Origin of the sequence: Streptomyces sp. NPDC060031 (genome assembly GCF_042736805.1) — a bacterium.
Taxonomy (GTDB): domain Bacteria; phylum Actinomycetota; class Actinomycetes; order Streptomycetales; family Streptomycetaceae; genus Streptomyces.
In genome coordinates this window covers 1-24,437 of the sequence record NZ_JBHWVM010000003.1, presented here as the reverse complement: position 1 = coordinate 24,437, position 24,437 = coordinate 1, and the positions used below count along the sequence as shown (strand labels likewise).

Genomic DNA, 24,437 nt, shown 5'->3' with positions numbered 1-24,437 from the left:
AGTTTAACGCCGTTAAGGGCATGCTCCGGAGCATGGAACTTAACAACGTTAAGGAGATTCCCGTGAATGCCACGAACACCGCGAACACCGCGAACACCGTCGACACGGACGTGCTCGTCATCGGCGCCGGTCCCACCGGACTGGCGCTCGCCGTCGACCTCGCCCGGCGCGGGGTGCCCGCCCTCGTCGTGGAGCGCGCCGAGGGGCTCTTCCCCGGCTCGCGCGGCAAGGGCCTGCAGCCCCGCACCCTGGAGGTCTTCGACGACCTCGGCGTAGTCGACGCGGTCCGCGCGGCCGCCGGCCCCTACCCCGTCGGGGTGATCTGGCAGGACGGGGAGCGCAAGGGCGAGCACCGGATGTCCGACGAGACCCGGGCGTCGGAGGCCGAGCCGTACCACGAGCCGTGGATGCTGCCCCAGTGGCGTACGCAGGAGATCCTCGGCGCGCGGCTGACGGAACTCGGCGCCGGGGTGGCGTTCGGGCGGGAGCTGGTGGGGATCGCGCAGGACGCGGACGGGGTGACCGCTTCCTTCGCGTCGGGCGCGCCGGTCCGCGCGCGCTACGCCGTGGCCGCCGACGGCGGCCGCTCCACCGTGCGGCGCGCGCTCGGCATCGGCATGACCGGCGAGCCCGGCATGACGATGGACCCGAACCCGACGCTGGTGGCCGACGTCCGCATCACGGGGCTCGACCGCGGCAACATCCACTTCTTCCCGCCCGCCGAGGGCGGGGGCGAGGGCGACGGCTTCCTCGCGATCTTTCCGCTGGCGGGGACCGAGGACTTCCAGGTGATGGCCCAGTTCGCCGAGGGTACGCAGGTCGACCTCTCCCTCGACGGCATCCGCAAGACCGTCGGCGCCCGCTCGCACCTCTCCCCCGAGGACGTGACCGAGGTGCGCTGGGCCTCAGACTTCCGGCCGCGGGCCGCGATGGCCGACCGGTTCCGCCAGGGCCGTGTCTTCCTCGCGGGCGACGCCGCGCACGTCCACTCTCCCGCGGGCGGGCAGGGCCTCAACACCAGCGTCCAGGACGCGTACAACCTGGGCTGGAAGCTTGACGCGGTGCTGCGCGGCGGGGCGGCCCCGTCGCTCCTCGACTCGTACGAGGAAGAGCGGCTGCCCAACGCCGCGGACATGCTCGGACTGAGCACCCGGGTCCACCGCGGCCAGGTCCGGCGCGGCGCGGCCACTCGGCAGCTCGGCCTCGGCTACCGCGGCTCCTCGCTCGCGGTGGAGACCCGCGCGGGCCTGCCGGAGGACGCGCTGCAGGCGGGCGACCGCGCACCGGACGGCGTGCGGGGCGGCGTCCGCCTCTTCGACGCGTTCCGGGGACCGCACTGGACGCTTCTCGCGGTCGGTACGGCCACCGGCCTGCCGACGCTGTCCGGCGCCCGGACGGTCCGGATCCCGCCGTACGAGGCGTACGGCACGGGAATCTTCCTCGTACGGCCCGACGGATACGTGGGCTGGGCGGGCGGGACGGCGGAGGGACTCGGCGCGTACGCGGCCCGCTGGGGCGTCGCCTGAGGAGTCCGCCCTTGGCCAGCCGGCCTACTTCCGGCCGGTGATCGCGGCCAGGGCGTGGCGGAGGACGGAGTCTCCCGGCGGGGCTTCGTGCCAGCGGGCGCTGACGTGGCCGTCGGGTCGGATGAGCAGCGCTCCGCGGGGCGGGAGGTCGCAGAGGCCGGCGTGCTCGCGACCAAGCGTCTCCACGTGCAGCGGCCATGGCGCGGCGGCGCGTCGCTCCCAGGAGGCGGGGTCCGGGGTGAGCAGGGTGAACCATTCGCCGAAGGCGTCGAGCGTGGAGCGGTCCGGTGTGAGCCAGAGGTGTGGCATGCGGTGGCCGGGCGCCGCGGTGGGGACGTAATCCGTGCCCGTGCCGGACGGTTCGGACGGTTCGGGCAGTTCGGGTGGTTCGGACGACGGGCCGCCGACGGCGAGGACGGCGTCGGAGTGGTAGGCGACGCCGAGCACGAGCCCGAGCTGAGCGAAGTACCGCTCCGACCAGGGCAGTTCGATCCGGTCCGGCGCCGCACCGCCGGTTTCGAGCTGCTCGCGGCGCAGGCTCTGCGCCTGCAGCATGAGTTGGGTGTTGGCCACCGCCTGGCGGAGAGTCCGGTGGGCGACGGGGTGGCGTTCCGTCTCGTACGTGTCCAGCAGTCCCGGTCCGGCCCACCCGTGGACCACGCCCGCCAGTTTCCAGCACAGGTTGTGCACATCGGCGATGCCGGTGTTCATGCCCAGGCCGCCGGTGATGGGGATCGCGTGCGCCGCGTCGCCGGCCAGCAGGATCCGGCCCGCGCGGAAGCGTTCGGCGACGAACGCGTTCATCACCCAGTGCTGAACGCGCAACACCTCGGCCCGCACGCCGGGGCCGAGGGCGCGCGAGACGAGACCGGGCCAGTCGGCGTGCTCGGCGTCCTCGGGGGTGGGAGCGATCCAGGCCCAGCCCCCTTCGGGGTAGAGGGGGAGGAACGATCCGTGCGCGGTGAAGTAGACCCCGGCGGGCTGGTCGGCGCACCAGCCGGCGAGGTCGGCGTCGAACACGACGGTGGTGACGGCACCCATCGCTCCGGGGCCGGTGGTGGCGATGCCCAGGCGCTGCCGGGCGGTGGAGTTCGCGCCGTCGGCGGCGAGTACGTACCGGGCGCGGACGCGGGTCGCTCCACCGCTTCGGCGGTCGACGAGCGACGCCACGACGCCGCCGGCGTCCTCGGCCAGGTCGACGAGTTCGACCGCGAAGCGCACCTGTGCGTCTGCCGCGGCGAGCAGGACGGGTTCCAGCCGGTCCTGCGAGGTGGCCACGCCGATCACGGGGCTTTCGGGGATCGGCGCGTTGACCCCCACCATCGGCGCGGTGGCGAAGTCGCGGTCGTGGAGGGTGTCGCGGAAGCGGATGCGGCCGAACTCCGGTGCGAAAGCGTTGGCCGTGATCTTCTCGGCGAGGCCGAGCTGGCGGAAGATCTCCATCGAGCGCGCGTTGACGAGCCGGGACCTTGGGAAGGGTGACAGCTCGCGGTGCTTCTCGACGAGCAGGGTCCGAACGCCCCAGCGTTCCAGCAGCGCCCGGGCGGTGAGCCCGACCGGCCCACCGCCGACGATCAGCACCTCCACCTCGATGTTCGCTGCGGGCATGGCGGACTCCTCCTGGTCACCTCGGGTCCCTACGGGGCGCCGGCGGCAGGCAGCCCTCCCTCGGCCTCGTAGCGTGAGATCACATTAACCCTGTGTGAGACTTCGGGCCGCCGCACCGGGGAAACGGGTCAGCCCGCCCTCTACCGGGTATAGAACCCTAGAGACCACGACGGACCCGTCGCGCCACAGGCGCACCCCCGGGCCCATCCGTCGGAGGATTCCATGTCATCCCATTCCAGCGGCACTACGGAGCCTGTCCATAGGTCGGCCTCCGCGGACCTCGCGGCCCGCGGCCCGGCCGAAACCCCGGACCTTCCGCAGGACCTGCTCGGCGTCAGCACCGCCGATGCCCGCACCCTGTCGGTCGCCCTGTTCCAACGGCTGAACGGGCTCACGGAGGGCACGGCCGAGTACTCGTACGTGCGCAACACCCTCGTCGAGCTCAACCTCAGTCTGGTCAAGTACGCGTCCCGCCGGTTCCGCAACCGCAGCGAGCCGATCGCGGACATCATCCAGGTCGGCACCGTCGGCCTGATCAAGGCCATCAATCGGTACGACGCCGAGCGCGGGGTCGAGTTCGCCACCTTCGCCCTGCCCACCATCACCGGCGAGATCAAACGCTTCTTCCGGGACACCAGCTGGTCCGTGCGGGTGCCGCGGCGCCTCCAGGAGCTGCGCCTGGCCATCGCGAAGACCCACGACGCCATGGAGCAGTCGCTCGGCCGCCGGCCGACCGACGAGGAGCTGGCGGAGCGCCTCGGCATCACCCGAGAGGAGCTGACCGAGGGACGCCGGGCCGCCAACGGCTATGCCGCGGGCCCCCTCGACACACCCCTGCGGGACGAGGGGGACGGCGGGTCCACCGACCGCGCCCTGGCCTTCGAGGAGGAATCGTACGACCGGGTCGAGTGCCGGGCGACGCTGAAGCCGTTGATCGCCACGCTCAGTGAGCGTGAGCGCATGATCCTGTCCCTGCGGTTCTGCGAGGAACGCACGCAAGCCGAGATAGGAGAGCAGCTGGGCGTCTCCCAGATGCACGTGTCCCGGCTGCTGAGCCGCATCCTCCTGAAACTCAGGGCCGGGATGCTGGACGACCAGGTTCCGACCGGCTGACCTCCACCGGCGCGTCGACGTCCAGCCACACGCACTTGCCGCCGCCGAGCACCGGGTCCGCGCCCCAGTTCCGGGTCAGGCGGTCCACGATGAGCAGGCCGTGGCCCCCGGGCCGTGCCGGGTCGGCGCGCCGCCGGAGCACGGGCAGGGTCGGGCTCCCGTCGGTGACCTCTATGCGCAGCCCGCTCTCGGTGCTGAGCAGGAGCAGCGAGCCGGGCCCGCCGGCATGCAGGCAGGCGTTGGCCACCACTTCGGACACCAGGAGCAGGACGTCCTCGGCCACCATCGCGGCCTCGCCGTCCGCCCGCCCGTCGGCGGCGACCACCGCCAGCCAGCCCCAGTCGGCCAGGGCCCGCCTGGTGAAGTCCCGGGACCGCGTGACCACGTCGCCGTCCACCCCGGCCAGCATCAGGCGCCGGCTCTGCTCCGGTTGCCGGCTCTGCTCCGGTTGCCGACCCGTGTTCATCTCGCTCCTCCGCTAGGCAGTCTGCGGTCGGTCGGCCAGAGCCCCCGCCATGTCGGGGTGCACGGTGAAAACCCCGTCGGCACCCGTAATCCGGAACATGCGTGCGATCGAGGGGCGCAGGCCCGCGATCTCGATCCGGCTCCCGGACTTCTGGGCCTCCAAGCGCCCCTGCAGCAGCGCGTTCAGCCCCGTGGAATCGCAGAACTCCACATCGGAGAAGTCCACCAGCACCCGCGCGGCCCCGTCGGCGAGAGCCGCCTCCAGCGCCTGCCGCAAAGGCTCCGCCGTGTCGTGGTCCAGCTCCCCGGCCAACACGAGTACGAGCGCGTCGGCGGCATGGCTCGCCTCGACCGTGAACCGGTCCTCACGCGGTGGCACAGCCATCCGGAACCACCTCTTCCATACGGGTTTCTGCTGCGCTTCTGCCCAGGCGCCCCGGGCCTAGTCCTGCGCCGACCGACCCTATGACATGGCATGGGCAGCCACCTAGGGCAGGGCATGGCCGTCCCGATCCCGGGTAGCAGCGGCTCTGGGAGACCGCCGCCGGCACCAGGAGCTGATCGCCATGGCCCCGCTGACCTACGTTCGCGCTGGAACCGCTGGTGACGGGCGCGTGCCATGACCTTCGCGCATCCTGCCGAGAAGGGCCGTCCCGGGCGGATCGGCCGGTTCGAGAAGCTGGCCGAACTGGCCTCCAACTTCACGAGTTCAGCCGCCTTTTCAGTGGTGTGCCTGCTTCTCGTGGCGGGATTCCTCTCCATTCACCTGACCCACCTGTCCACCTCGTGGCAGCACTTGGCGGGCGACACCATGACCGCTGTGTCGCTGCTGCTGCTGGCCCTGCTCAAGAACTCCGAGCGCCGAGCGGAGCACGCCGTCCAGCGCAAGCTGGACGCGATCGCCGCCGCCCTCCTCGACCAGCAGCAGGGCGAGCGGAACGAGGCGTCGCGGGATCTGGAGAAGGCCATCGGCATGGAGGAGCGCCAGTAGCACCCGCCCACGAGGGCCGAGCCGCCGTCGCACGGCGCGCGATCCGCGATCTCACCCGTACGGCGCTTTCGTACGCCGTGGTGTGCCGCCGAGCGGCCCACGCGGCAGCGCCTTCGGGTGACACGGCCGCCGGGCCTGGAACGAGCCCCCACGGGATTCCCGGATCATCGTCCGAGGCCGGTCATGCTCCGGTCACGCAACCGTCGATCAGGCCGCCGCCGGGGGCCGGGTACGGCGGCGCCTCCGTTCCGGGCCGCCGCAGGGAGATCACGTGCACGTCCTGCTCGTCGCCAGTGCCTTCAACAGCCTCACCCAGCGGGTCCACGCCGAGCTCCGCGACCACGGCCACAGCGTGGCGGTCGAGCTGGCGCTCCCCCACGTGTCCCTGGCCGATGCGGTCCGCCGCCACCGGCCCGACCTGGTGCTCGCGCCGATGCTGACGTCGGCCGTGCCCGAGGAGGTCTGGTCCGCCCACACCTGTCTGATCGTCCACCCGGGCCCGGTGGGCGACCGCGGCCCCGCCTCGCTCGACTGGGCCGTCCAGGAGCGGGCGCCGCGGTGGGCCGTGACGGTACTTCAGGCCAACGGCGAGATGGACGCGGGCGACGTCTGGGCCTCGGTCGAGTGCGCCCTGCCCCAGGAGGGCAAGAGCGCCCTGTACCGGGGCGAGATCGCCGACGCCGCCCTGGAAGCCGTCCTGCTCGCCGTCGACCGCTTCGCCTCCGGTTCCCACGTGCCCGCGCCGCAGACCGCGGGCCGCGCCCGTCCCGCCATGCGTCAGCAGGACCGCCGGATCGACTGGGCGACGGACGGCACCGAGCGCGTCCTGCGGATGCTGCGGGCCGCCGATTCCCGGCCCGGCGTACGCGACGAGCTCCTGGGCGGCACCTGGTTCCTGCACGGAGGCCACCCCGAGGACCGGCTGCGCGGCCGTCCGGGCGAGCTGCTGGCCACCCGCGCGGGGGCGATCTGCCGGGCCACGGCCGACGGCGCCGTGTGGATCCCCGAGCTGCGGGCCCACCGCGCCCCCGGGGAGCCGGCCGCGCCCAAGCTGCCCGCCACCCTCGCGCTCGGGGACCGGCTGCCCGCGCTGCCGGAGCGTCCCGCCCCGCCGGGCAGCGATCTCCGCCGGCGCACCTGGTGCGACATCGGCTACCGGGAGGAGGGACAGGCCGGCTTCCTGTCGTTCTCCTTCCCCGGCGGCGCGATGAGCACCGAACACTGCCGGCGTCTGCTGGACGCCTACCGGGCGGCCTGTGCCCGCCCCACCTCGGTGGTGGTCCTCGGCGGCGGCCGCGACTTCTTCTCCAACGGCATCCACCTGGGCGTGATCGAGGCCGCCGCCGACCCCGCCGAGGAGTCCTGGGCCAACATCAACGCCATGGACGACCTGGTCGAGGCGGTCCTCACCACCACGGACCGGCTCGTCGTCGCCGCCCTGGGCGGCAACGCGGCCGCCGGCGGAGCCATGCTCGCACTCGCCGCGGACGAGGTGTGGTGCCGCTCGGGCGCCGTCCTCAATCCCCACTACCGGCTGATGGGCCTGTACGGCTCGGAGTACTGGACGTACACCCTGCCGCGCCGGGTCGGCGCCGCCACCGCCGAGCGCCTCACCTCCGAGGCGCTGCCGCTGAGCGCCGACGCCGCCCAGCGGCTCGGCCTGGTGGACCGTACGCTCGACTGCCCGCCCGGGGCGTTCGCCGGCCGGGCCGCCGCGCTCGCCGCACGGCTGGCCACCGCGCCCGCCACGGCGTCCCGGATCGCGGTGAAGAAGGCCCGCCGGGAGCACGACGAGGCCGAGCGTCCGCTGGCCGCCTACCGCGCGGCCGAGCTGGACCTGATGCGGCAGACCTTCTTCGACGCGGACGCCCCGTACCACGCGCTGCGCCGGGCCTTCGTCCGCAAGGAGGCCGCCGTCGCGACCCCGCCCCATCTGACCCCCCGGGCGGCGGGCCGCCACACGGCGGCGCGTCCGGGCGGCGTCACTGGACCGGACGCTCATGACGGGGCATCCGGACCCGCCGGGTGTTAGCAAGGAGCATGGGGCGCAGGCGGCCCGGGCCGGAAATACGCCGAGAACGACCGCCGCTCCCCGTCCGCTCCCACGATCCCTTTTCCCAAGGAGGCGTCCGCATGGATGCAGCAGCGCCGGACCCGGTAGTGGCGGACCCCACGATCCACATCCTCTGGATCAACGCGGGTCTGAGCTGCGACGGCGACTCCGTGTCCCTGACGGCGGCCATGCAGCCGAGCATCGAGGAGATCGTGACGGGGACCCTGCCCGGCCTTCCCAAGATCGCCGTGCACTGGCCGCTGATCGACTTCGAGTGCGGCCCCATCGGGGGCGCGGACACGTTCATCGAGTGGTTCTTCAAGGGCGAGCGGGGCGAGATCGATCCGTTCGTCCTGGTCGTCGAGGGCTCCGTACCCAACGAGAAGATCAAGTCCGAGGGGTACTGGTGCGGTTTCGGGGACGACCCGCGCACCGGCCAGCCCATCACCACCAGCGAGTGGATCGACCGGCTGGCGCCCAAGGCCCTCGCCGTGGTGGCCATCGGGACCTGCGCCACGTACGGCGGCATCCACGCGATGGAGGGCAACCCGACCGGTGCCATGGGCGTGCCCGACTACCTGGGCTGGGACTGGAAGTCGCACGCCGGGATTCCGATCGTGTGCGTGCCCGGCTGCCCGATCCAGCCGGACAACTTCTCGGAGACCCTGACGTACCTGCTCTACCAGGCGGCCGGCTCGGCGCCGATGATCCCCCTGGACGACAAACTGCGGCCGACCTGGCTGTTCGGAGCCACCGTCCACGAGGGCTGCGACCGGGCCGGCTACTACGAGCAGGGCCAGTTCGCCGAGACCTACGACTCGCCCAAGTGCCTGGTGAAGATCGGGTGTTGGGGTCCGGTGGTCAAGTGCAACGTCCCCAAGCGCGGCTGGATGAACGGCATCGGCGGCTGCCCGAACGTCGGCGGCATCTGCATCGCCTGCACGATGCCCGGCTTCCCCGACAAGTTCATGCCGTTCATGGACGAGCCGCCGGGCGCCCGGGTGTCCACCAACGCCAGCAGGGCGTACGGCGCGCTCGTGCGCAGGCTCCGGGCGATGACGCTGCGCACCGTGGACGAGGAGCCGAAGTGGCGCCACACCGGCGAGAAGCTGACCACCGGCTACCGCCCTCCCTGGTGACCTGGTGACCTGGTGACCGGCCCCCGGCCACCCGCCCGTCCGACGCACCTCCTCCCCTATCGAAGAAGGGTCACGGCAGACACGATGGCACCGAAGACGAAGGCGGCCGGCGACGGCAGCGGCCTGGTGGAGATGGCGTGGGATCCGATCACACGGATCGTCGGCAGCCTCGGCATCCACACGAAGATCGACTTCAAGCAGAAGCGGGTCGCCGAGTGCTACAGCACCTCGTCCGTCTTCCGCGGCTACAGCGTCTTCATGCGCGGCAAGGACCCCCGGGACGCGCACTTCATCACCAGCCGCATCTGCGGGATCTGCGGTGACAACCACGCCACCTGCTCCGTGTACGCGCAGAACATGGCCTACGGGGTGAAGCCGCCCCACCTCGCCGAATGGATCATCAACCTCGGCGAGTCCGCGGAGTACATGTTCGACCACAACATCTTCCAGGAGAACCTGGTCGGGGTCGACTACTGCGAGAAGATGGTCCGCGAGACCAACCCCGGGGTCCTGGAGCTGGCCGAACGGACCGAGGCACCGCACGCAGGCGACCACGGCTACCGCACCATCGCCGACATCATGCGCTCGCTCAACCCGATCGAGGGCGAGTTCTACCGCGAGGCCCTCCAAGTCAGCCGCTACACCCGGGAGATGTTCTGTCTGATGGAGGGGCGCCACGTGCACCCCTCCACGCTCTACCCGGGCGGTGTCGGCACCATCGCCTCCGTCCAGCTCTTCACGGACTACATGAGCCGCCTGATGCGGTACGTGGAGTTCATGAAGAAGGTGGTCCCGCTCCACGACGACCTGTTCGACTTCTTCTACGAAGCCCTGCCCGGCTACGAGGAGGTCGGCCGCCGGCGCGTGCTGCTCGGCTGCTGGGGCGCGCTCAACGACCCCGAGTACTGCGACTTCACGTACGCCAACATGACCGACTGGGGACGGAAGATGTTCGTCACCCCGGGTGTGGTCGTCGACGGCAAGCTGGTCACCAACGACCTCACCGAGATCAACCTGGGCATCCGGATCCTGCTGGGCAGTTCGTACTACGACGACTGGGCGGGCCGGGAGCAGTTCGTCACCCACGACCCTCTCGGCAACCCGGTCGACCCCCGCCACCCGTGGAACCAGCACACCATCCCCGCTCCGCAGAAGCGGAACTTCGACGACAAGTACAGCTGGGTGATGTCGCCCCGCTGGTTCGACGGCAAGGACCACCTCGCGCTCGACACGGGCGGCGGCCCCATCGCGCGCCTGTGGTCCACGGCCCTGTCGGGGCTGGTGGACGTCGGCTACGTCAAGGCCACCGGCCACAGCGTCGTCATCAACCTGCCGAAGACGATGACCAAGCCCGAGACCCGCTTCGAGTGGAAGATCCCGAAGTGGAGCAACGCGCTGGAACGCAACCGGGCGCGCACCTACTTCCAGGCGTACGCCGCCGCCATCGCCCTGCACTGCGCCGAGAAGGGGCTGGCGGAGGTCCGCGCCGGACGCACCCAGACCTGGGAGAAGTTCGAGGTCCCGGACGAGGCGATCGGAGTCGGCTTCACCGAGGCCGTACGGGGTGTCCTGTCGCACCACATGGTGATCCGCGACGGGAAGATCGCCAACTACCACCCGTATCCGCCGACCCCGTGGAACGCGAGCACCCGCGACACCTTCGGCACGCCGGGACCGTACGAGGACGCCGTGCAGAACACTCCGATCTTCGAGGAGAACCCCCCGGAGAACTTCAAGGGCATCGACATCATGCGGGCGGTACGCAGCTTCGACCCCTGCCTGCCGTGCGGGGTGCACATGTACGTCGGCGGCGGCAAGACGGTCAAGACCATGCACGTGCCCACCGGCCTGAGCGGACTGGGCGGATGAGCGCGGCGGGCACGACGGCCGGCGCCCCGGAGGCGGGTCTCCGCGTCGAGGCGGTGCTGGACCGGCTGGCAGCCACGGGAGACCGGGCGGCCTGCGCGGCGGCCGAGGAACTGGTGCGCGCCCTCATGGACTTCTACGGCGCCGGGCTCGCCCGGCTCCTCGAGCGCCTCGGCAGCGGCCCGCTCGCCCCGGCGCTCGACGACGAGCTGGTGGCGAGCCTGCTCACCCTGCACGGTCTGCACCCGGAGGACACCCGTACCCGGATCGGGCGGGCCCTGCGGGCGGCGGGCGACCCGGCGGAGGTCGTCGGCTTCGACGAGGCCACCGGCGAGCTGCGGCTGCGCCCCGGGGCGGCCGGCACCGGCTGCGGCTGCGGCAGCGGCGGTCCGGGCGCCGCCCTCCGTTCGGTGGAGGAGGCCCTGGCCTGCTTCGCACCCGAGGTCACACGGGTGGAGACGGAGCCCGCCGGGGCTCCGCCACCGCCCCTCCTGCAGATCGGCCCCCGGCCGCACACCGCGGTGCGGGTTCCGTGACCGGGCCCCGACTGACGGCGCACGGCCAGGGCCCCCGCGGCCTGCGCCGGTTCACCGGACCCCGGCCGCCCCGGCAGGAGACCTGTGAGCTGTGCGGGGTGCCCGTGCGCGAGGACGGGCACCGCCATCTGGTGGAGACCGAGAGGCGGGCCCTGGTGTGCGCCTGCACTGCCTGCGCCCTGCTGTTCGACCGGCCGGGCGCGGCGACGGGTCGCTTCCGCGCCGTGCCGGACCGCTACCTCACCGATCCCGACCGGCCGCTCGACGAGAGCGCGTGGGAGGTCCTGCAGATCCCCGTCGGGGTGGCGTTCTTCTTCCGCAACGCCGCCCTCGACCGGCTGGTCGCGCTCTACCCGAGTCCCGCCGGGGCCACCGAGAGCGAGCTGGACCCGGAGACCTGGCAGCGGGTGCTGGGCCCGGGCCGGCTCTCGGCGCTGCTGCGGCCCGATGTGGAGGCGCTGCTGCTGCGCCGGCAGGAGGGCGGCCGGACCGACTGCTATCTCGTGCCGATCGACATCTGCTACGAACTGGTGGGGCGGATGCGGCTGCTGTGGCAGGGCTTCGACGGCGGGGCCGAGGCACGGGCCGCGCTGCGTGAGTTCTTCGAACAGGTGGAGCGCCGGGCGGGCGCCGTCCCCACGGAGGCGCTTCGGTCATGACGGACCTCACCTTCCAATGCACCGGGGTGCGCGCCGACCCGTACGCCGCCGGGCCCACCCTGGTCTTCAGGCTGCGCGTCACGGCCGCCGGGGGCGCCCGGGTGCACGCGCTCGCCCTGCGCTGCCAGATCAGGATCGAACCCGCCCGGCGGACGTACGGGGCCGCCGAGGGCGAGGGACTGGCCGACCTGTTCGGCGAGCGGTCCCGGTGGGGGGCGACCCTTCAGCCCGTGCAGTTCGCGCAGGTGTCGGTCATGGTGCCCGGTTTCACCGGGGAGACCGAGACGGATCTCGTGGTGCCCTGCACGTACGACATGGACATCGGGTCCACCCGGTACCTCGGCGCCCTGAGGGAGGGCGAGGTGCCGCTGCTGATGCTGTTCTCCGGCACCGCCTTCACCGGTGAGGGCGGTTTCCGGGTCGAGCCCGTGCCCTGGGACCGCGAGGCCTCGTACCGGATGCCCGTGGCCGTGTGGCGCGAGATGGTCGAGCAGCACTTCCCCGGCTGCGGCTGGCTGCGGCTGCCGCGCGACACCATGGACGAGCTGCTGGCCTTCCGTTCGCGCCGCGCGCTCGGCTCGTGGGAGGCGACCGTACGGGTCCTGCTGGACGCGGCCGGCGCGGAACAGCCGCCGGCGCCGCAACCCGTGCGGCTGGGCGCCGTACTGCGGCGGGCCGGCGAGAGGACGGCGCCGTGACCACCACGACGACCACGGCGGCGGCCCGTTTCGCGACCGCCCGGCAGGTGGCCGACGCCGTCCTGTTCGAGGGTTACGTGCTCTACCCGTACCGGGCCTCGGCGGCCAAGAACCGGCTGCGCTGGCAGTTCGGCGTGCTGGTGCCACCGTCCTGGGGTCCCGCGCACGACGAGCCGTCCGCCCAGCGGACCGAGATCCTCATGGAACCGAAGGGCGACCCCGCGCTCGCCGTGGAGCTGCGCTTCCTGCACGCCCGGCGGCGTACCGTCCAACGGGCCCTGGACGACGGCTCCTTCACGGAGGCCTCCGAGCTGCGGCTGACCGACCGGGTGCTCGTGCCCTGGGACGAGGGGGCCGAGGAACGCGTCGAAGTCACCGTGGACGTGTCCCGACTCGTCGGCGTGGGCGCGGACTTCCCCTTCCGGCGGCCCGCCCGCGAGGAGACGGAACCCGTCCTCGACGCGGACGGGCGCACGGTGGGCCGACTGGTCCGGCACACCGCGGAGATCGACGGGGTGGTAAGGCTGCGGGCCACCGAAGTCCCGGGACCCTACCGGGTGTTCAAACTGACCGCGGTGGTGGAGAACACCAGCCGGTGGGCGCCGGAACCCGGGGCCGCCGACCGCGACGCCGCCCTGCCCCGGTCCCTGGTCGCCACCCACCTGCTGCTCGGTCTCGGCGCGGGCTCCTTCCTGTCCATGACCGACCCGCCCGAGTGGGCCAGGGACGCGGTCGCCTCCTGCGCCAACCTGCACACGTGGCCGGTCCTGGCGGGCGAACCGGGCCGCGCCGACGTGGTCCTGTCCTCCCCGATCATCCTGGAGGACCATCCCGCCATCGCTCCCGAGAGCGCCGGGGCGATGTACGACGCCACCGAGATCGACGAGATCCTCGCCCTGCGCACGGCCGCCCTGACCGACCAGGAGAAGCGCGAGGCGCGCGGGACGGACGTACGGGCGGCCGCGGTGATCGACCTGGCCGAATCGATGCCGCCCGAGGTGCTGGAGCGGCTCCACGGGGCGGTCCGGTCGCTGCGGGAGATCACCGACCCGGGCGCGGCATCCTCGGACGTTCCCGAAGCCGTCACCGAACTCCTGGACGAGGAAGCGGTGTTCAGACCCGACACGCCCTGGTGGGACCCGGCCCGGGACGACACCGCCGACCCGGCCCGCGACCGGATCCCGATCGACGGCACATCGGTGGGCGTGGGCAGCCGCGTGCTGCTGCGCCCGGGCCTGCGCCGCACCGATGCGCAGGACCTGTTCCTCCAGGGCCGCAGCGCCCTGGTCGAGGCCGTGCTGCACGACGTCGACGGGGGCGTGCACCTCGCGGTCACCGTGGAGGGCGACCCGGGTGCGGACATCCGTCGGGAGCAGGGCAGGTTCCTGTACTTCCAGCCGGACGAGGTCACCCCGCTGGAGGCGCCGTGAGCGGCCGGACCCTGATCGCCGGAGTCGGCAACGTCTTCCTCGGCGACGACGGTTTCGGCGTCGCCGCCGTGCGGGCCCTGTCCGGCCACCGGCTGCCGCAGGACGTGGAGGCGGTGGACTTCGGGGTGCGCGGCGTCCACCTCGCCTACCAGCTGCTCGACGGATACGACACGCTGGTGCTCCTCGACGCCACCGCGCGCGGCGGCGTTCCCGGCACGCTGTACTTGATCGAGGCCGACGCCGACCACGCCCCCGGCGGAGCCGGCCCGGCCGTCCTCGACGGGCACCACATGTCGCCCGACGCGGTCCTGGCGCTGCTGGGCACGCTCTGCGCCGGGACCGGCTCCACCCCACCCCGGCGCACCCTGGTCGTCGGATGCGAACCCGCCCTCATCGACGAGGGCATCGGCCTGAGCGAGCCGGTGGCCGCCGCCGTACCGGAAGCCGTCCGCCTCGTCCTGGAGCTGCTCGGCTCCGGTGCGGGCAACGCGTCCGGGGAGCCGTGCGGGCCCCGCCGCGACCTGAGGAGAACCCCATGAAGAAGACCGTCATCAGCGGGGCCATCGGCGCGGTCACCGCCGCCGCGCTCGTCGCCGTACTGAAGCAGGTCCTCCCCGACATCCAGCGCTACCTCCGGATGCGCCGCATGTGACGCCGCGGGCCGCCCGGTGGCCCCGTCCGCGTCCGAATGGCGGACGGGGCCCGCGGGGCATCGGCGTGCCCGGCGCCGCCTCCCTGATCCTGCCGGTGTAATGAGGCCCGGCAGGACGGAGTCCGATGCACGAGATGTCGATCGCCATGGCCGTGGTCGGCCAGGTGGAGGAAGCTGCCCGGGCCGGCGGGGCGAGCGCCGTCACCGAGGTGCGACTGCAGGTCGGCGAGCTGGCCGGAGTGGTTCCCGACGCGCTGGACTTCTGCTTCGGGCTGGCCTGCGCGGGCACCGTCCTCGAAGGGGCCGCGCTCGCCACCGAGTTCGTACCGGCCCGGGCCCGCTGCGGCTCCTGCGCGGCCGCCTGGCCGGTCGGCATGCCCCCCGAACTGTGCTGCCTCCGCTGCGCGAGAGCGACGGACGTGGAGCTGGTCTCGGGCCGCGAGCTGCAGATCCTCAGCGTGCGATGGGAGGACGGTCCCGACCCCGTGCGCACCGCCGAACCGATCTCCGAGGAGTGCTGAACCATGTGCCGAGTGGTCGACCTGCAACAGGCGGTACTCGCCAGGAACGATACGCAGGCGCAGGCCCTGCGCGCCGAACTCTCGGCCCGGGGCGTCACGGTCGTCAACCTGCTCTCCAGTCCGGGCAGCGGCAAGACCGCGCTGCTGGAGGCCGAGCTGCTCCTCGCCCGGCAGCGCGGGGTGGCCGTGGCGGCCCTGACGGCCGATCTCGCGACCGAGAACGACGCGGTACGGCTGGCCCGTTCCGGCGCGCCCGTCAAGCAGGTGCTCACCGACGGGCTGTGCCACCTGGAGGCACGGATGCTGAGCCGGCACCTGGAGGGCTGGCTGCCCGAGGACACCCGGCTCCTCTTCGTGGAGAACGTCGGCAATCTGGTCTGTCCCGCCTCCTACGACCTCGGGGAATCACTGCGGGTGGTGCTGGCCTCGGTGACCGAAGGCGAGGACAAGCCGCTGAAGTACCCCACGGCCTTCGGTCTGGCCCAGCTCGTGGTGGTGACCAAGACCGACATCGCCGGGGCCGTCGAGTTCGACGAGGACGCCTTCCGCGAGCACGTCCAGCGGGTCAACCCCGGTGTGGAGGTGGTGCTCACCTCGGCCCGCACGGGCGAGGGGGCGGGCCTGCTGCTGGAGCGGGCCCTGGCAGCGGGATCCGGCGCCGGGGTGCACGTACCGGTGATGGCGCGGGCTCGGGGCGACCACGCGACCGTGGCCGGGCACACACACGGGCACGGGCCCGGGCACGTACATGAGCACGGGCAGGAGCACGACCACGACCACGGGCACGACCACGGGCACGGGCACGGTGCCGAGTTGTCCGCCGCTCCCCCGTACCCCGTCGCGGAGCAGTACCGATGACGGAGGCCGCGCAGCGCCGCCGGGTCATCGTCCGGGGCGTGGTCCAGGGCGTCGGCTTCCGGCCGTACGTGTACGCCCGCGCCACGGGACTGGGTCTGGCCGGGCACGTCACCAACACCCCCGAGGGCGTGGTCGCGGAGGTCGAGGGCGCGCCGGCCGCCGTGGCGGCCTTCTGCGAACGGCTCGCGGCGGACGCTCCCCCGCTGGCCGTGGTGCACACCGTCGACCACTGCGAGGTCCCGGTGTCGGGCGCCGCCGGATTCACCATCGTCGCCTCGCGGACCGGCGGGCGCACCCGGACCCTGGTCGCCCCCGACACGGCCACCTGCGCCGACTGCCTCGCGGAGCTGGCCGACCCCGCCGACCGGCGCCATCGGCACCCGTTCATCACGTGCACCCACTGCGGCCCCCGCTTCACGATCGTCACCGGGCTGCCCTACGACCGTGCCCACACGACCATGGCCGCCTTCCCGATGTGCCCCGACTGCGCGCGCGAGTACGCCGATCCCGCGGACCGCCGCTTCCACGCCCAGCCGGTGGCCTGCCCCGCCTGCGGGCCCCGGCTGCGGCTGCTGATCGCCGGGGCCCGGCCCAACGAGGCACCGTACGAGGCCGCCGGCACGGACCCGGTCGCGCAGGCCCGCCGGATGCTGGCCGACGGGGCGATCCTGGCCGTGAAGGGACTCGGCGGCTACCACCTGGCCTGCGACGCTTCCCAGGCCGACGCCGTGGCCGAGCTGCGCCGTCGCAAGGCCCGCGGAGACAAGCCGTTCGCCGTGATGGCACGCGACCTCGGCGAGGTCGAGCGGTTCGCCCACGTCGGAGCGGACGAGCGGGCCCTGCTCACCGGGGCCGTCCGGCCCATCGTGCTGCTGCGACGCCGAGCCGGTGTCCCGGGCCCGGCCGAGGACGTCGCCCCGCGCAGCCCCGACCTCGGCGTCATGCTCCCGTACACCCCCGTGCACCATCTGCTGCTCGGGCTGCCCACCGACCCTCCGGGCCCCCGGCTGCTCGTCATGACCAGCGGAAATCTGGCGGACGAGCCGATCGTCACCGACGAGGACGAGGCCCTGGAGCGGCTGGCGGGCATCGCCGACGGCTGGCTCACGCACGACCGCCCGATCCACGTGCCCTGTGACGACTCGGTCGTACGCGTCTGCGACGGCGGCACGCTCTCGATCCGGCGCGCCCGGGGTTACGCCCCGCTGCCCGTCGAACTGCCCCTGTCGGTGCCCGCCACCCTGGCCGTCGGCGGCGATCTCAAGAACGCCTTCTGCCTGGGCGAGGGACGCCGGGCGTGGCTGTCGGCGCACATCGGCGACATGGACAACCTCGCCACCCAGTACGCCTTCGAACGGGCCGAAGAGCAGCTGGAGTCCATCACCGGCGTCCGTCCCGCGCGGCTCGTCGCCGACCGGCACCCCGGATACCGGTCCGGTGAATGGGCGCGGCGCAGTGCCGGGGACCGGCCGCTGGTGCGGGTGCAGCACCATCACGCGCACATCGCGTCCGCGATGGCCGAGCACGGCCTGGAGGCGGGCCGGCGGGTGATCGGAGTCGCCTTCGACGGCACCGGTCACGGCGATGACGGCGCGGTGTGGGGCGGTGAGGTGCTCCTCGCCGATTACGCGGGGTACACGCGGTTCGCCCACCTCGCGTACGTGCCGCTGCCCGGCGGTGACGCGGCCGTGCAGCGTCCGTACCGGATGGCCCTGGCGCACCTGCGGTCGGCAGGCATCGCCTGGGAGCCGGACCTGCCGTGCACGGCCGCGTGCCCGCCGGATGAACTGCGCGTTCTGTCACAGCAGTTGGAAAGCGGCCTGAACTGCCCCCCTACCTCCAGCATGGGACGGCTCTTCGACGCCGTCTCCTCCCTGACGGGCGTCTGCCACCACGCCGGGTACGAGGCGCAGGCGGCAATGGAGCTGGAGAACGCCGCACTGCGGGCGACCGAGCGGGAGCACCGCGAGGGGGGCACCGCCAGCGGTGCGGAGCACGGGGCCGGATACGGGGCCGGATACGGGGCCGCCGGGTACGGCTTCCGCCTCAGCCCCCCGGTGGCGAGCGCGGGCGGCCCGGTCACCGCGGACCCTGCGCCCGTCCTGGCCGCGGCGGTGGCCGACCTGCGGGCGGGGGTGGACCCGGCGGTGATCGCCGCCCGCTTCCATGCCGGCGTCGCCGGTCTCGTCGGAGCGCTGTGCGCTCTCGCGCGCGACCGGGAGGGGCTGGACACGGTGGTCCTGACCGGCGGGGTCTTCGCCAACACCCTGCTCTCCTCGGCCTGCGCGCGCACCCTGCGCGAGCGGGGTTTCAACGTTCTGCGCCAGCACCGCGTACCGCCGAACGACGGCGGACTGGCGCTCGGTCAGCTCATGGTGGCGGCCGGCCGCGACCTCACGGATCACCCACAGCAAGGAGAGGCTCATGTGCCTGGCGGTACCCGGCAGAGTGCTTGACATCGGAGAGAGGGACGGCACCCGCATGGCTACCGTCGACTTCGGCGGCGTCCGCAAGGAGGTGTGCCTGGAGTACCTGCCCGATCTCCAGGTCGGCGAGTACGCCATCGTCCACGTGGGGTTCGCCCTGCAGCGCCTCGACGAGGAATCGGCCCGCAAGACCCTCGAACTCTTCGCGGAACTCGGCATGCTCCAGGAGGAGTTCGGCGATCCCTGGGCGCTGGCCGAGGAGGCCGGGGGCGGCTTTGCGCCCTTCGACCTCGACGACGGTCCGGCCGGCGACGCGGCCCCGCGGGAAGGGGTGCAGCGGTGAAGTACATCGACGAATTCCAGGACCCGGAGCTCGCGCGCCGGCTGCTCGACGACATCCACGCCACCGTGACGCGCCCTTGGGCGCTGATGGAGGTCTGCGGCGGCCAGACACACACGATCATCCGGCACGGCATCGACCAACTGCTGCCGGATGAGGTGGAGTTGATCCACGGTCCCGGCTGTCCGGTGTGCGTCACACCGCTGGAGGTGATCGACAAGGCGCTGGAGATCGCCTCCCGACCCGAAGTGATCTTCTGCTCCTTCGGCGACATGCTCCGGGTGCCGGGCACCGGCCGCGACCTGTTCCGGGTGCGCAGCGAGGGAGGTGACGTACGGGTCGTGTACTCGCCTCTCGATGCCCTGACGATCGCCCGGCAGAACCCGCAGCGCGAAGTGGTGTTCTTCGGGATCGGTTTCGAGACCACCGCCCCGCCCAACGCGATGACGGTGCACCAGGCGAAGAGACTGGGCATCCGCAACTTCAGCCTGCTCGTCTCCCACGTCCGGGTCCCCCCGGCGATCGAGGCCATCATGCGCTCGCCCAGCTGCCGGGTGCAGGGCTTCCTCGCCGCGGGGCACGTGTGCAGCGTCATGGGGACCCGGGAGTACCCGCAGCTCGCGGAGCGCCACCGGGTGCCGATCGTCGTGACCGGGTTCGAGCCGCTCGACATCCTCGAAGGCGTCCGGCGCGCCGTGCTCCAGCTCGAGCGCGGCGAGCACACCGTGGACAACGCCTACGCGCGCGCCGTCCGCCCCGAGGGCAACCCGGCCGCCCTCGCCATGCTCGAGGACGTCTTCGAGGTCACCGACCGGGCCTGGCGCGGCATCGGAGTCATCCCCGACAGCGGTTGGCGACTGTCGCCGCGCTACCGGGAGTTCGACGCCGAGCACCGCTTCCACGTCACCGGCATCACCACCCGTGAGCCCGCGGAGTGCCGCAGCGGCGAGGTGCTCCAGGGCCTGCTCAAACCACACGAGTGCGAGGCCTTCGGAACGCTCTGCACCCCGCGCACCCCGCTCGGCGCCACCATGGTGTCCAGCGAGGGCGCCTGCGCGGCGTACTACCTCTACCGGCGCCTGGACCTCCCGGTCGTGCCGGCTTCCCCGAGCACCGCACGGAAGGCGAGCCCCGTTGCCTGAGACCGCTTCGTCCACGGCCGGCCGGCCGGACACGACCCTGCCCGGGGCGAACGCCCGGACCGAGGCCGTGCTCGACGTCACCGGATGGACCTGCCCCGCCCCGCTGCGCGACCACCCCCGGGTGGTGATGGGCCACGGGGGCGGTGGTGCCCTGTCCGCCGAACTGGTCCAGCACCTCTTCGCCCCGGCCTTCGGGGGCCCCGTACTGGCCCAGCTCGGGGACTCCGCCGCGGTCTGCCTGGACGGGGTCCGGCTGGCCTTCTCGACCGATTCCTACGTCGTCCGCCCGCTGTTCTTCCCCGGTGGCTGCATCGGGGACCTCGCGGTCAACGGCACCGTGAACGACCTCGCCATGAGCGGGGCCCGGCCCGCCTACCTCTCCTGCGGATTCATCCTCGAAGAGGGCGTCGAGATGTCCGTGGTGGCGCGGGTCGCCCAGGCCATGGGCGCCGCCGCCCGGGCGGCGGATGTGGAGGTGGCCACCGGGGACACCAAGGTCGTCGAGGCGGGGCACGGAGACGGCATCTACCTCAACACCGCGGGGATCGGGGTGATCCCCGCCGGAGTGGACCTTCGCCCCCAGCGGGTGGTGCCCGGGGACGTGGTGATCGTCAGCGGTGACATCGGGCTGCACGGCGTGGCCATCATGAGCGTCCGCGAAGGCCTCGAGTTCGGTGTGGACATCGAGAGCGACTGCGCGCCCCTGGCCGGTCTGGTGCAGAGCATGCTGGCGGTCACTCCCGACCTCCACGTGCTGCGCGATCCCACCCGAGGCGGCCTGGCCGCCTCGCTGAACGAGATCGCGGCGGCTTCGGGCACCGGCGTCCTGCTCCACGAGGCCCGGATCCCGGTTCCCGACTCCGTCGCCAACGCCTGCTCGATCCTCGGTCTCGACCCGCTCTACGTGGCCAACGAGGGCAAGCTCGTCGCCTTCGTGCCGCGCGAGCACGCCGAGGCCGTACTGGACGCGATGCGGGCGCATCCGCTGGGCCGGGGAGCCACCGTGATCGGCGAGGCGGTGGAAGCGCACCCGGGCCTCGTCGTGGCACGCACCCGGCTCGGCGGGACCCGTGTGATCGACCTGCCGGTCGGGGAACAGCTCCCGCGGATCTGCTGAGCCGGTTTGCGACCCGGGCCGGTCGCCCGACCCGGCCCCGCCGGGCGCGCACGAGGGTGACGTCCGGTCCGTCCGGCGGGCCCGGCACGGAGAACTCCGCCACCTCGAAACGCCCGTCGGCGCGCGGCTCCCCGGCCGTCGGCCAGCGGCGCCCGGTTCGGGGTCGAAGGGGGGCGCCGCCTTCGGCGGGCAGCCGGGGACCGTCGCCTGAGACCCATACGGCGCAGCCCCTCACACTGCCCGGCCCGGCCCCGCCGACCACCGCCCCACACGGCGGCCGACGGGGGTTTCGCTCCCGGGGCTAACGGCCCGCGGGCGTCGTGTTGTCGGTGATCGTGCCGTCCGTGCCGGACACGGTGACCGCGTGCCGGACGCCGTCCGGTCCGAGGACCACGGCCCGCCAGGCGCTGCCGCCGCCCTTCTGGGCGACCACGCGCAGGCTCTCGACCTTGCCGCCCGGCACCGCCGCGGCGGCCTTGTCGGCCGCGGCGCCGATCGCCAGCGACGGGAGCGGCGCAGGGGCGCTCTTCGCGGACCCCCCGCGCCCGTCGGCGCCGTCGAGGCCTTCGAGGCCGTCGCGCACCTTCGGGCCGACCGGCCGACCGGGTCCGTCGGCCTTGGGGCCGTCGCCCTTGGGACCACCGCGGCGCTCGCCGCCGACGGGGCCCCACGTGCCGCCGCCCTTGCCGCCGCCCCCGGGCACGGCCTCGGACCGGGCGAAGTGGGGACCCCGCTCGATCCGCCCGTGGTGGTGCTCCGCCACGGCCACGGCCACCGCTCCGCCGCCCACGATCACCACGGCCGTGCCCACTGCCGCCCACCGGGCACCCGAGCTCCGGGGCACCAGGCGGCCCAGGGCCGCACGCCCACGGCCCCCGCCTTTCGGGGCGTTCTCGGGTTGCGGGAGCTGCTGGGGCTGCGGGGATCGGTCGGACGGCGGGAAAGTATCAGGCATACCGGTACTCCTCAGGACAACCGGGCACTGCACCCGGCTGGTTCCCGAGCATGCTGAGCCGATGCTGAAGCCCACCTGAAGCTTCCTGAAGACCTCTTCAGCCGACCGTCCCGCGCGCCTGAGACCCTGGTCGGCATGCGCGTACTGGTGGTGGAGGACGAACGGCGACTGGCGGTGGCCCTGCAGCGGGGGCTCCAGTCGGAAGGGTTTTCGGTCGACGTGGCCCTCGACGGCCCTCAGGGCCTGTGGATGGCCACCGAGCACGACTACGACCTGATCGTGCTCGACATCATGCTGCCCGGCCTGAACGGCTACCGGGTGTGCGCGAAGCTGCGCGCGGCCGGCAACGAGTCGGGGATCTTGATGCTCACCGCCAAGGACGGCGAGTACGACGAGGCGGAGGCCCTGGACACCGGCGCCGACGACTTCCTGTCCAAGCCGTTCTCCTACCTCGTCCTGGTCGCCCGGCTCCGCGCCCTGGGACGGCGTACGGGCCGTCGGCGCCCCCAGGTGATGCAGTTCGGCGACCTGCTGATCGACCCCGCACGACGCGCCTGTTCCCGTGGCGGTACGGAGATCCGGCTCACCGCCAGGGAGTTCGCGGTCCTGGAGTGCCTGGCCCGGCGCTCCGGGGAGGTGGTGCCCAAACGGGACATCCTGGAGCAGGTCTGGGACAGCGCCTTCGACGGCGACCCCAACGTGGTGGAGGTCCACGTCAGCGCCGTGCGCCGCAAGATCGACGCCCCCTTCGCGCGCACCGCGCTGGAGACCGTACGCGGCGCCGGGTACCGGCTGGCGGCCGACGGTGGCTGAGCGGCACCTGGCCCCCCTGCGCCCCCTCCTGCTCCGCCGCGCGGGCGCCGCCGCGCACGCGGCCCTGCGCCGGTGGCCCGCCCTGCGCCGGCTGCGGTGGCTGCGGCGGCTGTGGCGGCTGTGGCCCACCACGGTCCGGGCACGGGCCACCGTGGGCGCCTGCGCGGTCGTGGCCGCGGCCCTGGCTCTCGCCTCGTTCGCGCTGCTCGGCCTGCTCGAGAACAATCTGCGGCGCAACGCGGAGGACGACGCCCGTCGGCAGGCGGAGACGGTGGCCCGGCTCGCCGCGACCGGGAGGCTCGACCGCGTGCGCCCCGTGGGCCGCGGAGTCGAGTTCGTCCAGGTGGTGGGCCCAGACGGGCAGATCCTGTTCACCAGCCCGACCCTGGCGGGCGTGCCCCCGTTCCCCCCTGCCGGCCCCGGGGTGCCGGGCACCCGCTTCCACACCTGGAAGGTCCGCCCGGGCGGGGGCGAGCACCGTCAGCGGGTCGTCCAGGTCGTCACGGACACTCCGCAGGGCCTGGCCACCGTCTACGCGGGGGCCTCCCTGCGCGACGCGGACGCCGCCGACGACACCACGACCGCCGCCCTCGCGATCGGCGTGCCCCTGCTGCTGGCCACCGTCGCGCTCGTCACCTGGCGGGTCACCGGCCGCGCGTTGAAGCCGGTCGAGGAGATCCGTGCCGAGGTCGCCGGAATCTCCGACCGCGACCTGCACCGTCGGGTGCCGGTGCCGGCCACCCGCGACGAGGTCGCCCGCCTGGCCCAGACCATGAACGCCACGCTGGACCGGCTGGAGGCCTCCGGTGTCCGCCAGCGGCAGTTCATCGCGGACGCCTCCCACGAGCTGCGCAGCCCCATCACCGTCCTGCGCACGCAGTTGGAGGTGGCCCTGGCCGTCCGGGACCCGCAGCTGTGGCCCGAGCTGATCAGCGGTGCGCTGGAGGACATCGAGCGGCTCCAGCAGCTCTCCTCGGACCTGCTGCTGCTCGCCCGCATCGACGCGGCCCAGCCCGTGGCGGCCGTCCGGCTGTCCCTGACCGCCCTCGTCCAGGACACGGTGGACGCCCGGCTCGGCGACCGCGTACCCGTACGCACCGACCTGGCGCCCGGCGTCGAGGTGTCCGGCAGCGAGCTGTGGCTCAGCCGGGTCGTCACGAACCTGCTCGACAACGCCCAGCGGTACGCCGACCGGGAGATCCGCGTCGCCTTGCGCACCGGTGGCGTCCCGCACGCGCGCAGCGCCGTACTGGAGGTGACCGACGACGGGCCCGGCATCCCGCCGGAAGACCGGGAGCGGGTCTTCGAGCGCTTCGCCCGCCTCGACGACGCCCGCAGCCGTGACCACGGCGGTACGGGGCTGGGGCTCGCCATCGCCCGTGACCTGACCTCCCACCACGGCGGCACCCTGACCGCCGGTGACTCCCCGCGCGGGGCCCGCATGGTCGTCCGGCTGCCGCTGGCGGATCCCTCCCGGTAGCCGCCGACGCCGTGCGGCGGACCCCTCCGCGAGCCCCGGCGGGGTCCGC

Annotated in this window: 24 protein-coding genes; 20 read left to right on the top strand and 4 right to left on the bottom strand. The window is 73.1% G+C overall.

The genetic code is table 11. The features are described 5' to 3' along the window. The first annotated feature begins 32 nt into the window (after positions 1 to 32). Positions 33 to 1,526, top strand: a complete 1,494-nt coding sequence (locus ACFWB8_RS01780) for an FAD-dependent monooxygenase (RefSeq protein WP_385220958.1) — start codon at positions 33 to 35, stop codon at positions 1,524 to 1,526. Positions 1,527 to 1,550: 24 nt separating this feature from the next. Here the strand turns inward: ACFWB8_RS01780 and ACFWB8_RS01775 are convergent, their stop codons facing one another. Beyond that, positions 1,551 to 3,134: an FAD-dependent monooxygenase gene (locus ACFWB8_RS01775; RefSeq protein WP_385220956.1), complete on the bottom strand. Its 1,584-nt coding sequence runs from the start codon at positions 3,132 to 3,134 to the stop codon at positions 1,551 to 1,553. 222 nt (positions 3,135 to 3,356) lie between these two features. On the opposite strand from ACFWB8_RS01775, the gene ACFWB8_RS01770 reads away from it, so the two are divergent. After that, entirely contained in the window at positions 3,357 to 4,247 is an 891-nt protein-coding gene (locus ACFWB8_RS01770; RefSeq protein WP_385220953.1) for a SigB/SigF/SigG family RNA polymerase sigma factor, read from the top strand. Here the strand turns inward: ACFWB8_RS01770 and ACFWB8_RS01765 are convergent. Together ACFWB8_RS01765 and ACFWB8_RS01760 are read right to left on the bottom strand one after the other, a co-directional pair. Next, positions 4,207 to 4,713, bottom strand: a complete 507-nt coding sequence (locus ACFWB8_RS01765) for an ATP-binding protein (protein ID WP_385220951.1) — start codon at positions 4,711 to 4,713, stop codon at positions 4,207 to 4,209. The genes ACFWB8_RS01770 and ACFWB8_RS01765 overlap by 41 nt on opposite strands. 12 nt (positions 4,714 to 4,725) lie before the next feature. After that, entirely contained in the window at positions 4,726 to 5,097 is a 372-nt protein-coding gene (locus tag ACFWB8_RS01760) for an STAS domain-containing protein (RefSeq protein ID WP_385220947.1), read from the bottom strand. A 234-nt stretch (positions 5,098 to 5,331) separates the two neighbouring features. Here ACFWB8_RS01760 and ACFWB8_RS01755 point away from each other — a divergent pair, with 234 nt between their 5' ends. From ACFWB8_RS01755 to hypE, 16 genes are all read left to right on the top strand, one after another. After that, positions 5,332 to 5,703, top strand: a complete 372-nt coding sequence (locus ACFWB8_RS01755; RefSeq protein ID WP_385220944.1) for a low affinity iron permease family protein — start codon at positions 5,332 to 5,334, stop codon at positions 5,701 to 5,703. Positions 5,704 to 5,974: 271 nt separating this feature from the next. After that, positions 5,975 to 7,735, top strand: a complete 1,761-nt coding sequence (locus ACFWB8_RS01750; RefSeq protein ID WP_385220942.1) for a hydrogenase maturation protein — start codon at positions 5,975 to 5,977, stop codon at positions 7,733 to 7,735. Positions 7,736 to 7,836: 101 nt separating this feature from the next. Further along, complete coding sequence (locus tag ACFWB8_RS01745; protein ID WP_385220939.1) at positions 7,837 to 8,895, top strand: hydrogenase expression protein HypE; 1,059 nt, start codon at positions 7,837 to 7,839, stop codon at positions 8,893 to 8,895. Positions 8,896 to 8,979: 84 nt separating this feature from the next. Then, on the top strand, positions 8,980 to 10,764 hold the full coding sequence (locus ACFWB8_RS01740) for a nickel-dependent hydrogenase large subunit (RefSeq protein ID WP_385220936.1): 1,785 nt from the start codon (positions 8,980 to 8,982) through the stop codon (positions 10,762 to 10,764). Further along, positions 10,761 to 11,297, top strand: a complete 537-nt coding sequence (locus ACFWB8_RS01735; RefSeq protein WP_385220933.1) for a hypothetical protein — start codon at positions 10,761 to 10,763, stop codon at positions 11,295 to 11,297. The genes ACFWB8_RS01740 and ACFWB8_RS01735 overlap by 4 nt, the downstream gene beginning before the upstream one ends. Then, positions 11,294 to 11,956 (top strand): DUF5947 family protein, encoded by a 663-nt coding sequence (locus ACFWB8_RS01730; RefSeq protein WP_385220930.1) that lies wholly within the window; start codon positions 11,294 to 11,296, stop codon positions 11,954 to 11,956. The genes ACFWB8_RS01735 and ACFWB8_RS01730 overlap by 4 nt, the downstream gene beginning before the upstream one ends. Continuing rightward, positions 11,953 to 12,654: a DUF6084 family protein gene (locus tag ACFWB8_RS01725; RefSeq protein WP_385220928.1), complete on the top strand. Its 702-nt coding sequence runs from the start codon at positions 11,953 to 11,955 to the stop codon at positions 12,652 to 12,654. Before ACFWB8_RS01730 ends, ACFWB8_RS01725 begins: the two co-directional genes overlap by 4 nt. Then, positions 12,651 to 14,084 carry a hypothetical protein gene (locus ACFWB8_RS01720; protein WP_385220926.1) on the top strand — a complete coding sequence of 478 codons (1,434 nt, stop codon included), beginning with the start codon at positions 12,651 to 12,653 and terminating at the stop codon, positions 14,082 to 14,084. The genes ACFWB8_RS01725 and ACFWB8_RS01720 overlap by 4 nt, the downstream gene beginning before the upstream one ends. After that, the gene (locus tag ACFWB8_RS01715; protein WP_385220923.1) at positions 14,081 to 14,623 is read left to right on the top strand and encodes a hydrogenase maturation protease; all 543 of its coding nucleotides are present in this window, start codon (positions 14,081 to 14,083) and stop codon (positions 14,621 to 14,623) included. Before ACFWB8_RS01720 ends, ACFWB8_RS01715 begins: the two co-directional genes overlap by 4 nt. Next, entirely contained in the window at positions 14,620 to 14,736 is a 117-nt protein-coding gene (locus ACFWB8_RS01710; protein ID WP_385220921.1) for a DUF6893 family small protein, read from the top strand. Before ACFWB8_RS01715 ends, ACFWB8_RS01710 begins: the two co-directional genes overlap by 4 nt. A gap of 125 nt (positions 14,737 to 14,861) precedes the next feature. Then, complete coding sequence (locus tag ACFWB8_RS01705; RefSeq protein WP_385220918.1) at positions 14,862 to 15,257, top strand: hydrogenase maturation nickel metallochaperone HypA; 396 nt, start codon at positions 14,862 to 14,864, stop codon at positions 15,255 to 15,257. A gap of 3 nt (positions 15,258 to 15,260) precedes the next feature. Next, complete coding sequence (gene hypB / locus ACFWB8_RS01700) at positions 15,261 to 16,115, top strand: hydrogenase nickel incorporation protein HypB (RefSeq protein ID WP_385220915.1); 855 nt, start codon at positions 15,261 to 15,263, stop codon at positions 16,113 to 16,115. Further along, the gene (gene hypF / locus ACFWB8_RS01695; RefSeq protein ID WP_385220912.1) at positions 16,112 to 18,571 is read left to right on the top strand and encodes a carbamoyltransferase HypF; all 2,460 of its coding nucleotides are present in this window, start codon (positions 16,112 to 16,114) and stop codon (positions 18,569 to 18,571) included. Before hypB ends, hypF begins: the two co-directional genes overlap by 4 nt. After that, positions 18,540 to 18,884, top strand: coding sequence for a HypC/HybG/HupF family hydrogenase formation chaperone (locus ACFWB8_RS01690; RefSeq protein ID WP_385220909.1), 345 nt, complete (start codon positions 18,540 to 18,542; stop codon positions 18,882 to 18,884). Before hypF ends, ACFWB8_RS01690 begins: the two co-directional genes overlap by 32 nt. After that, the gene (gene hypD / locus ACFWB8_RS01685; RefSeq protein ID WP_385220907.1) at positions 18,881 to 20,023 is read left to right on the top strand and encodes a hydrogenase formation protein HypD; all 1,143 of its coding nucleotides are present in this window, start codon (positions 18,881 to 18,883) and stop codon (positions 20,021 to 20,023) included. Before ACFWB8_RS01690 ends, hypD begins: the two co-directional genes overlap by 4 nt. 37 nt (positions 20,024 to 20,060) lie before the next feature. Further along, complete coding sequence (hypE, locus tag ACFWB8_RS01680) at positions 20,061 to 21,140, top strand: hydrogenase expression/formation protein HypE (RefSeq protein ID WP_385221291.1); 1,080 nt, start codon at positions 20,061 to 20,063, stop codon at positions 21,138 to 21,140. Between the two features lie 301 nt (positions 21,141 to 21,441). On the opposite strand, the gene ACFWB8_RS01675 is transcribed toward hypE, so the two are convergent. Continuing rightward, positions 21,442 to 21,951: a hypothetical protein gene (locus tag ACFWB8_RS01675; RefSeq protein ID WP_385220903.1), complete on the bottom strand. Its 510-nt coding sequence runs from the start codon at positions 21,949 to 21,951 to the stop codon at positions 21,442 to 21,444. Positions 21,952 to 22,230: 279 nt separating this feature from the next. Between ACFWB8_RS01675 and ACFWB8_RS01670 the strand changes: the two genes are divergently transcribed. Together ACFWB8_RS01670 and ACFWB8_RS01665 are read left to right on the top strand one after the other, a co-directional pair. Next, the gene (locus tag ACFWB8_RS01670; protein ID WP_385220900.1) at positions 22,231 to 22,908 is read left to right on the top strand and encodes a response regulator transcription factor; all 678 of its coding nucleotides are present in this window, start codon (positions 22,231 to 22,233) and stop codon (positions 22,906 to 22,908) included. Positions 22,909 to 23,026: 118 nt separating this feature from the next. Beyond that, complete coding sequence (locus ACFWB8_RS01665) at positions 23,027 to 24,388, top strand: sensor histidine kinase (protein ID WP_385221289.1); 1,362 nt, start codon at positions 23,027 to 23,029, stop codon at positions 24,386 to 24,388. The last annotated feature ends 49 nt before the right edge of the window (positions 24,389 to 24,437 follow it).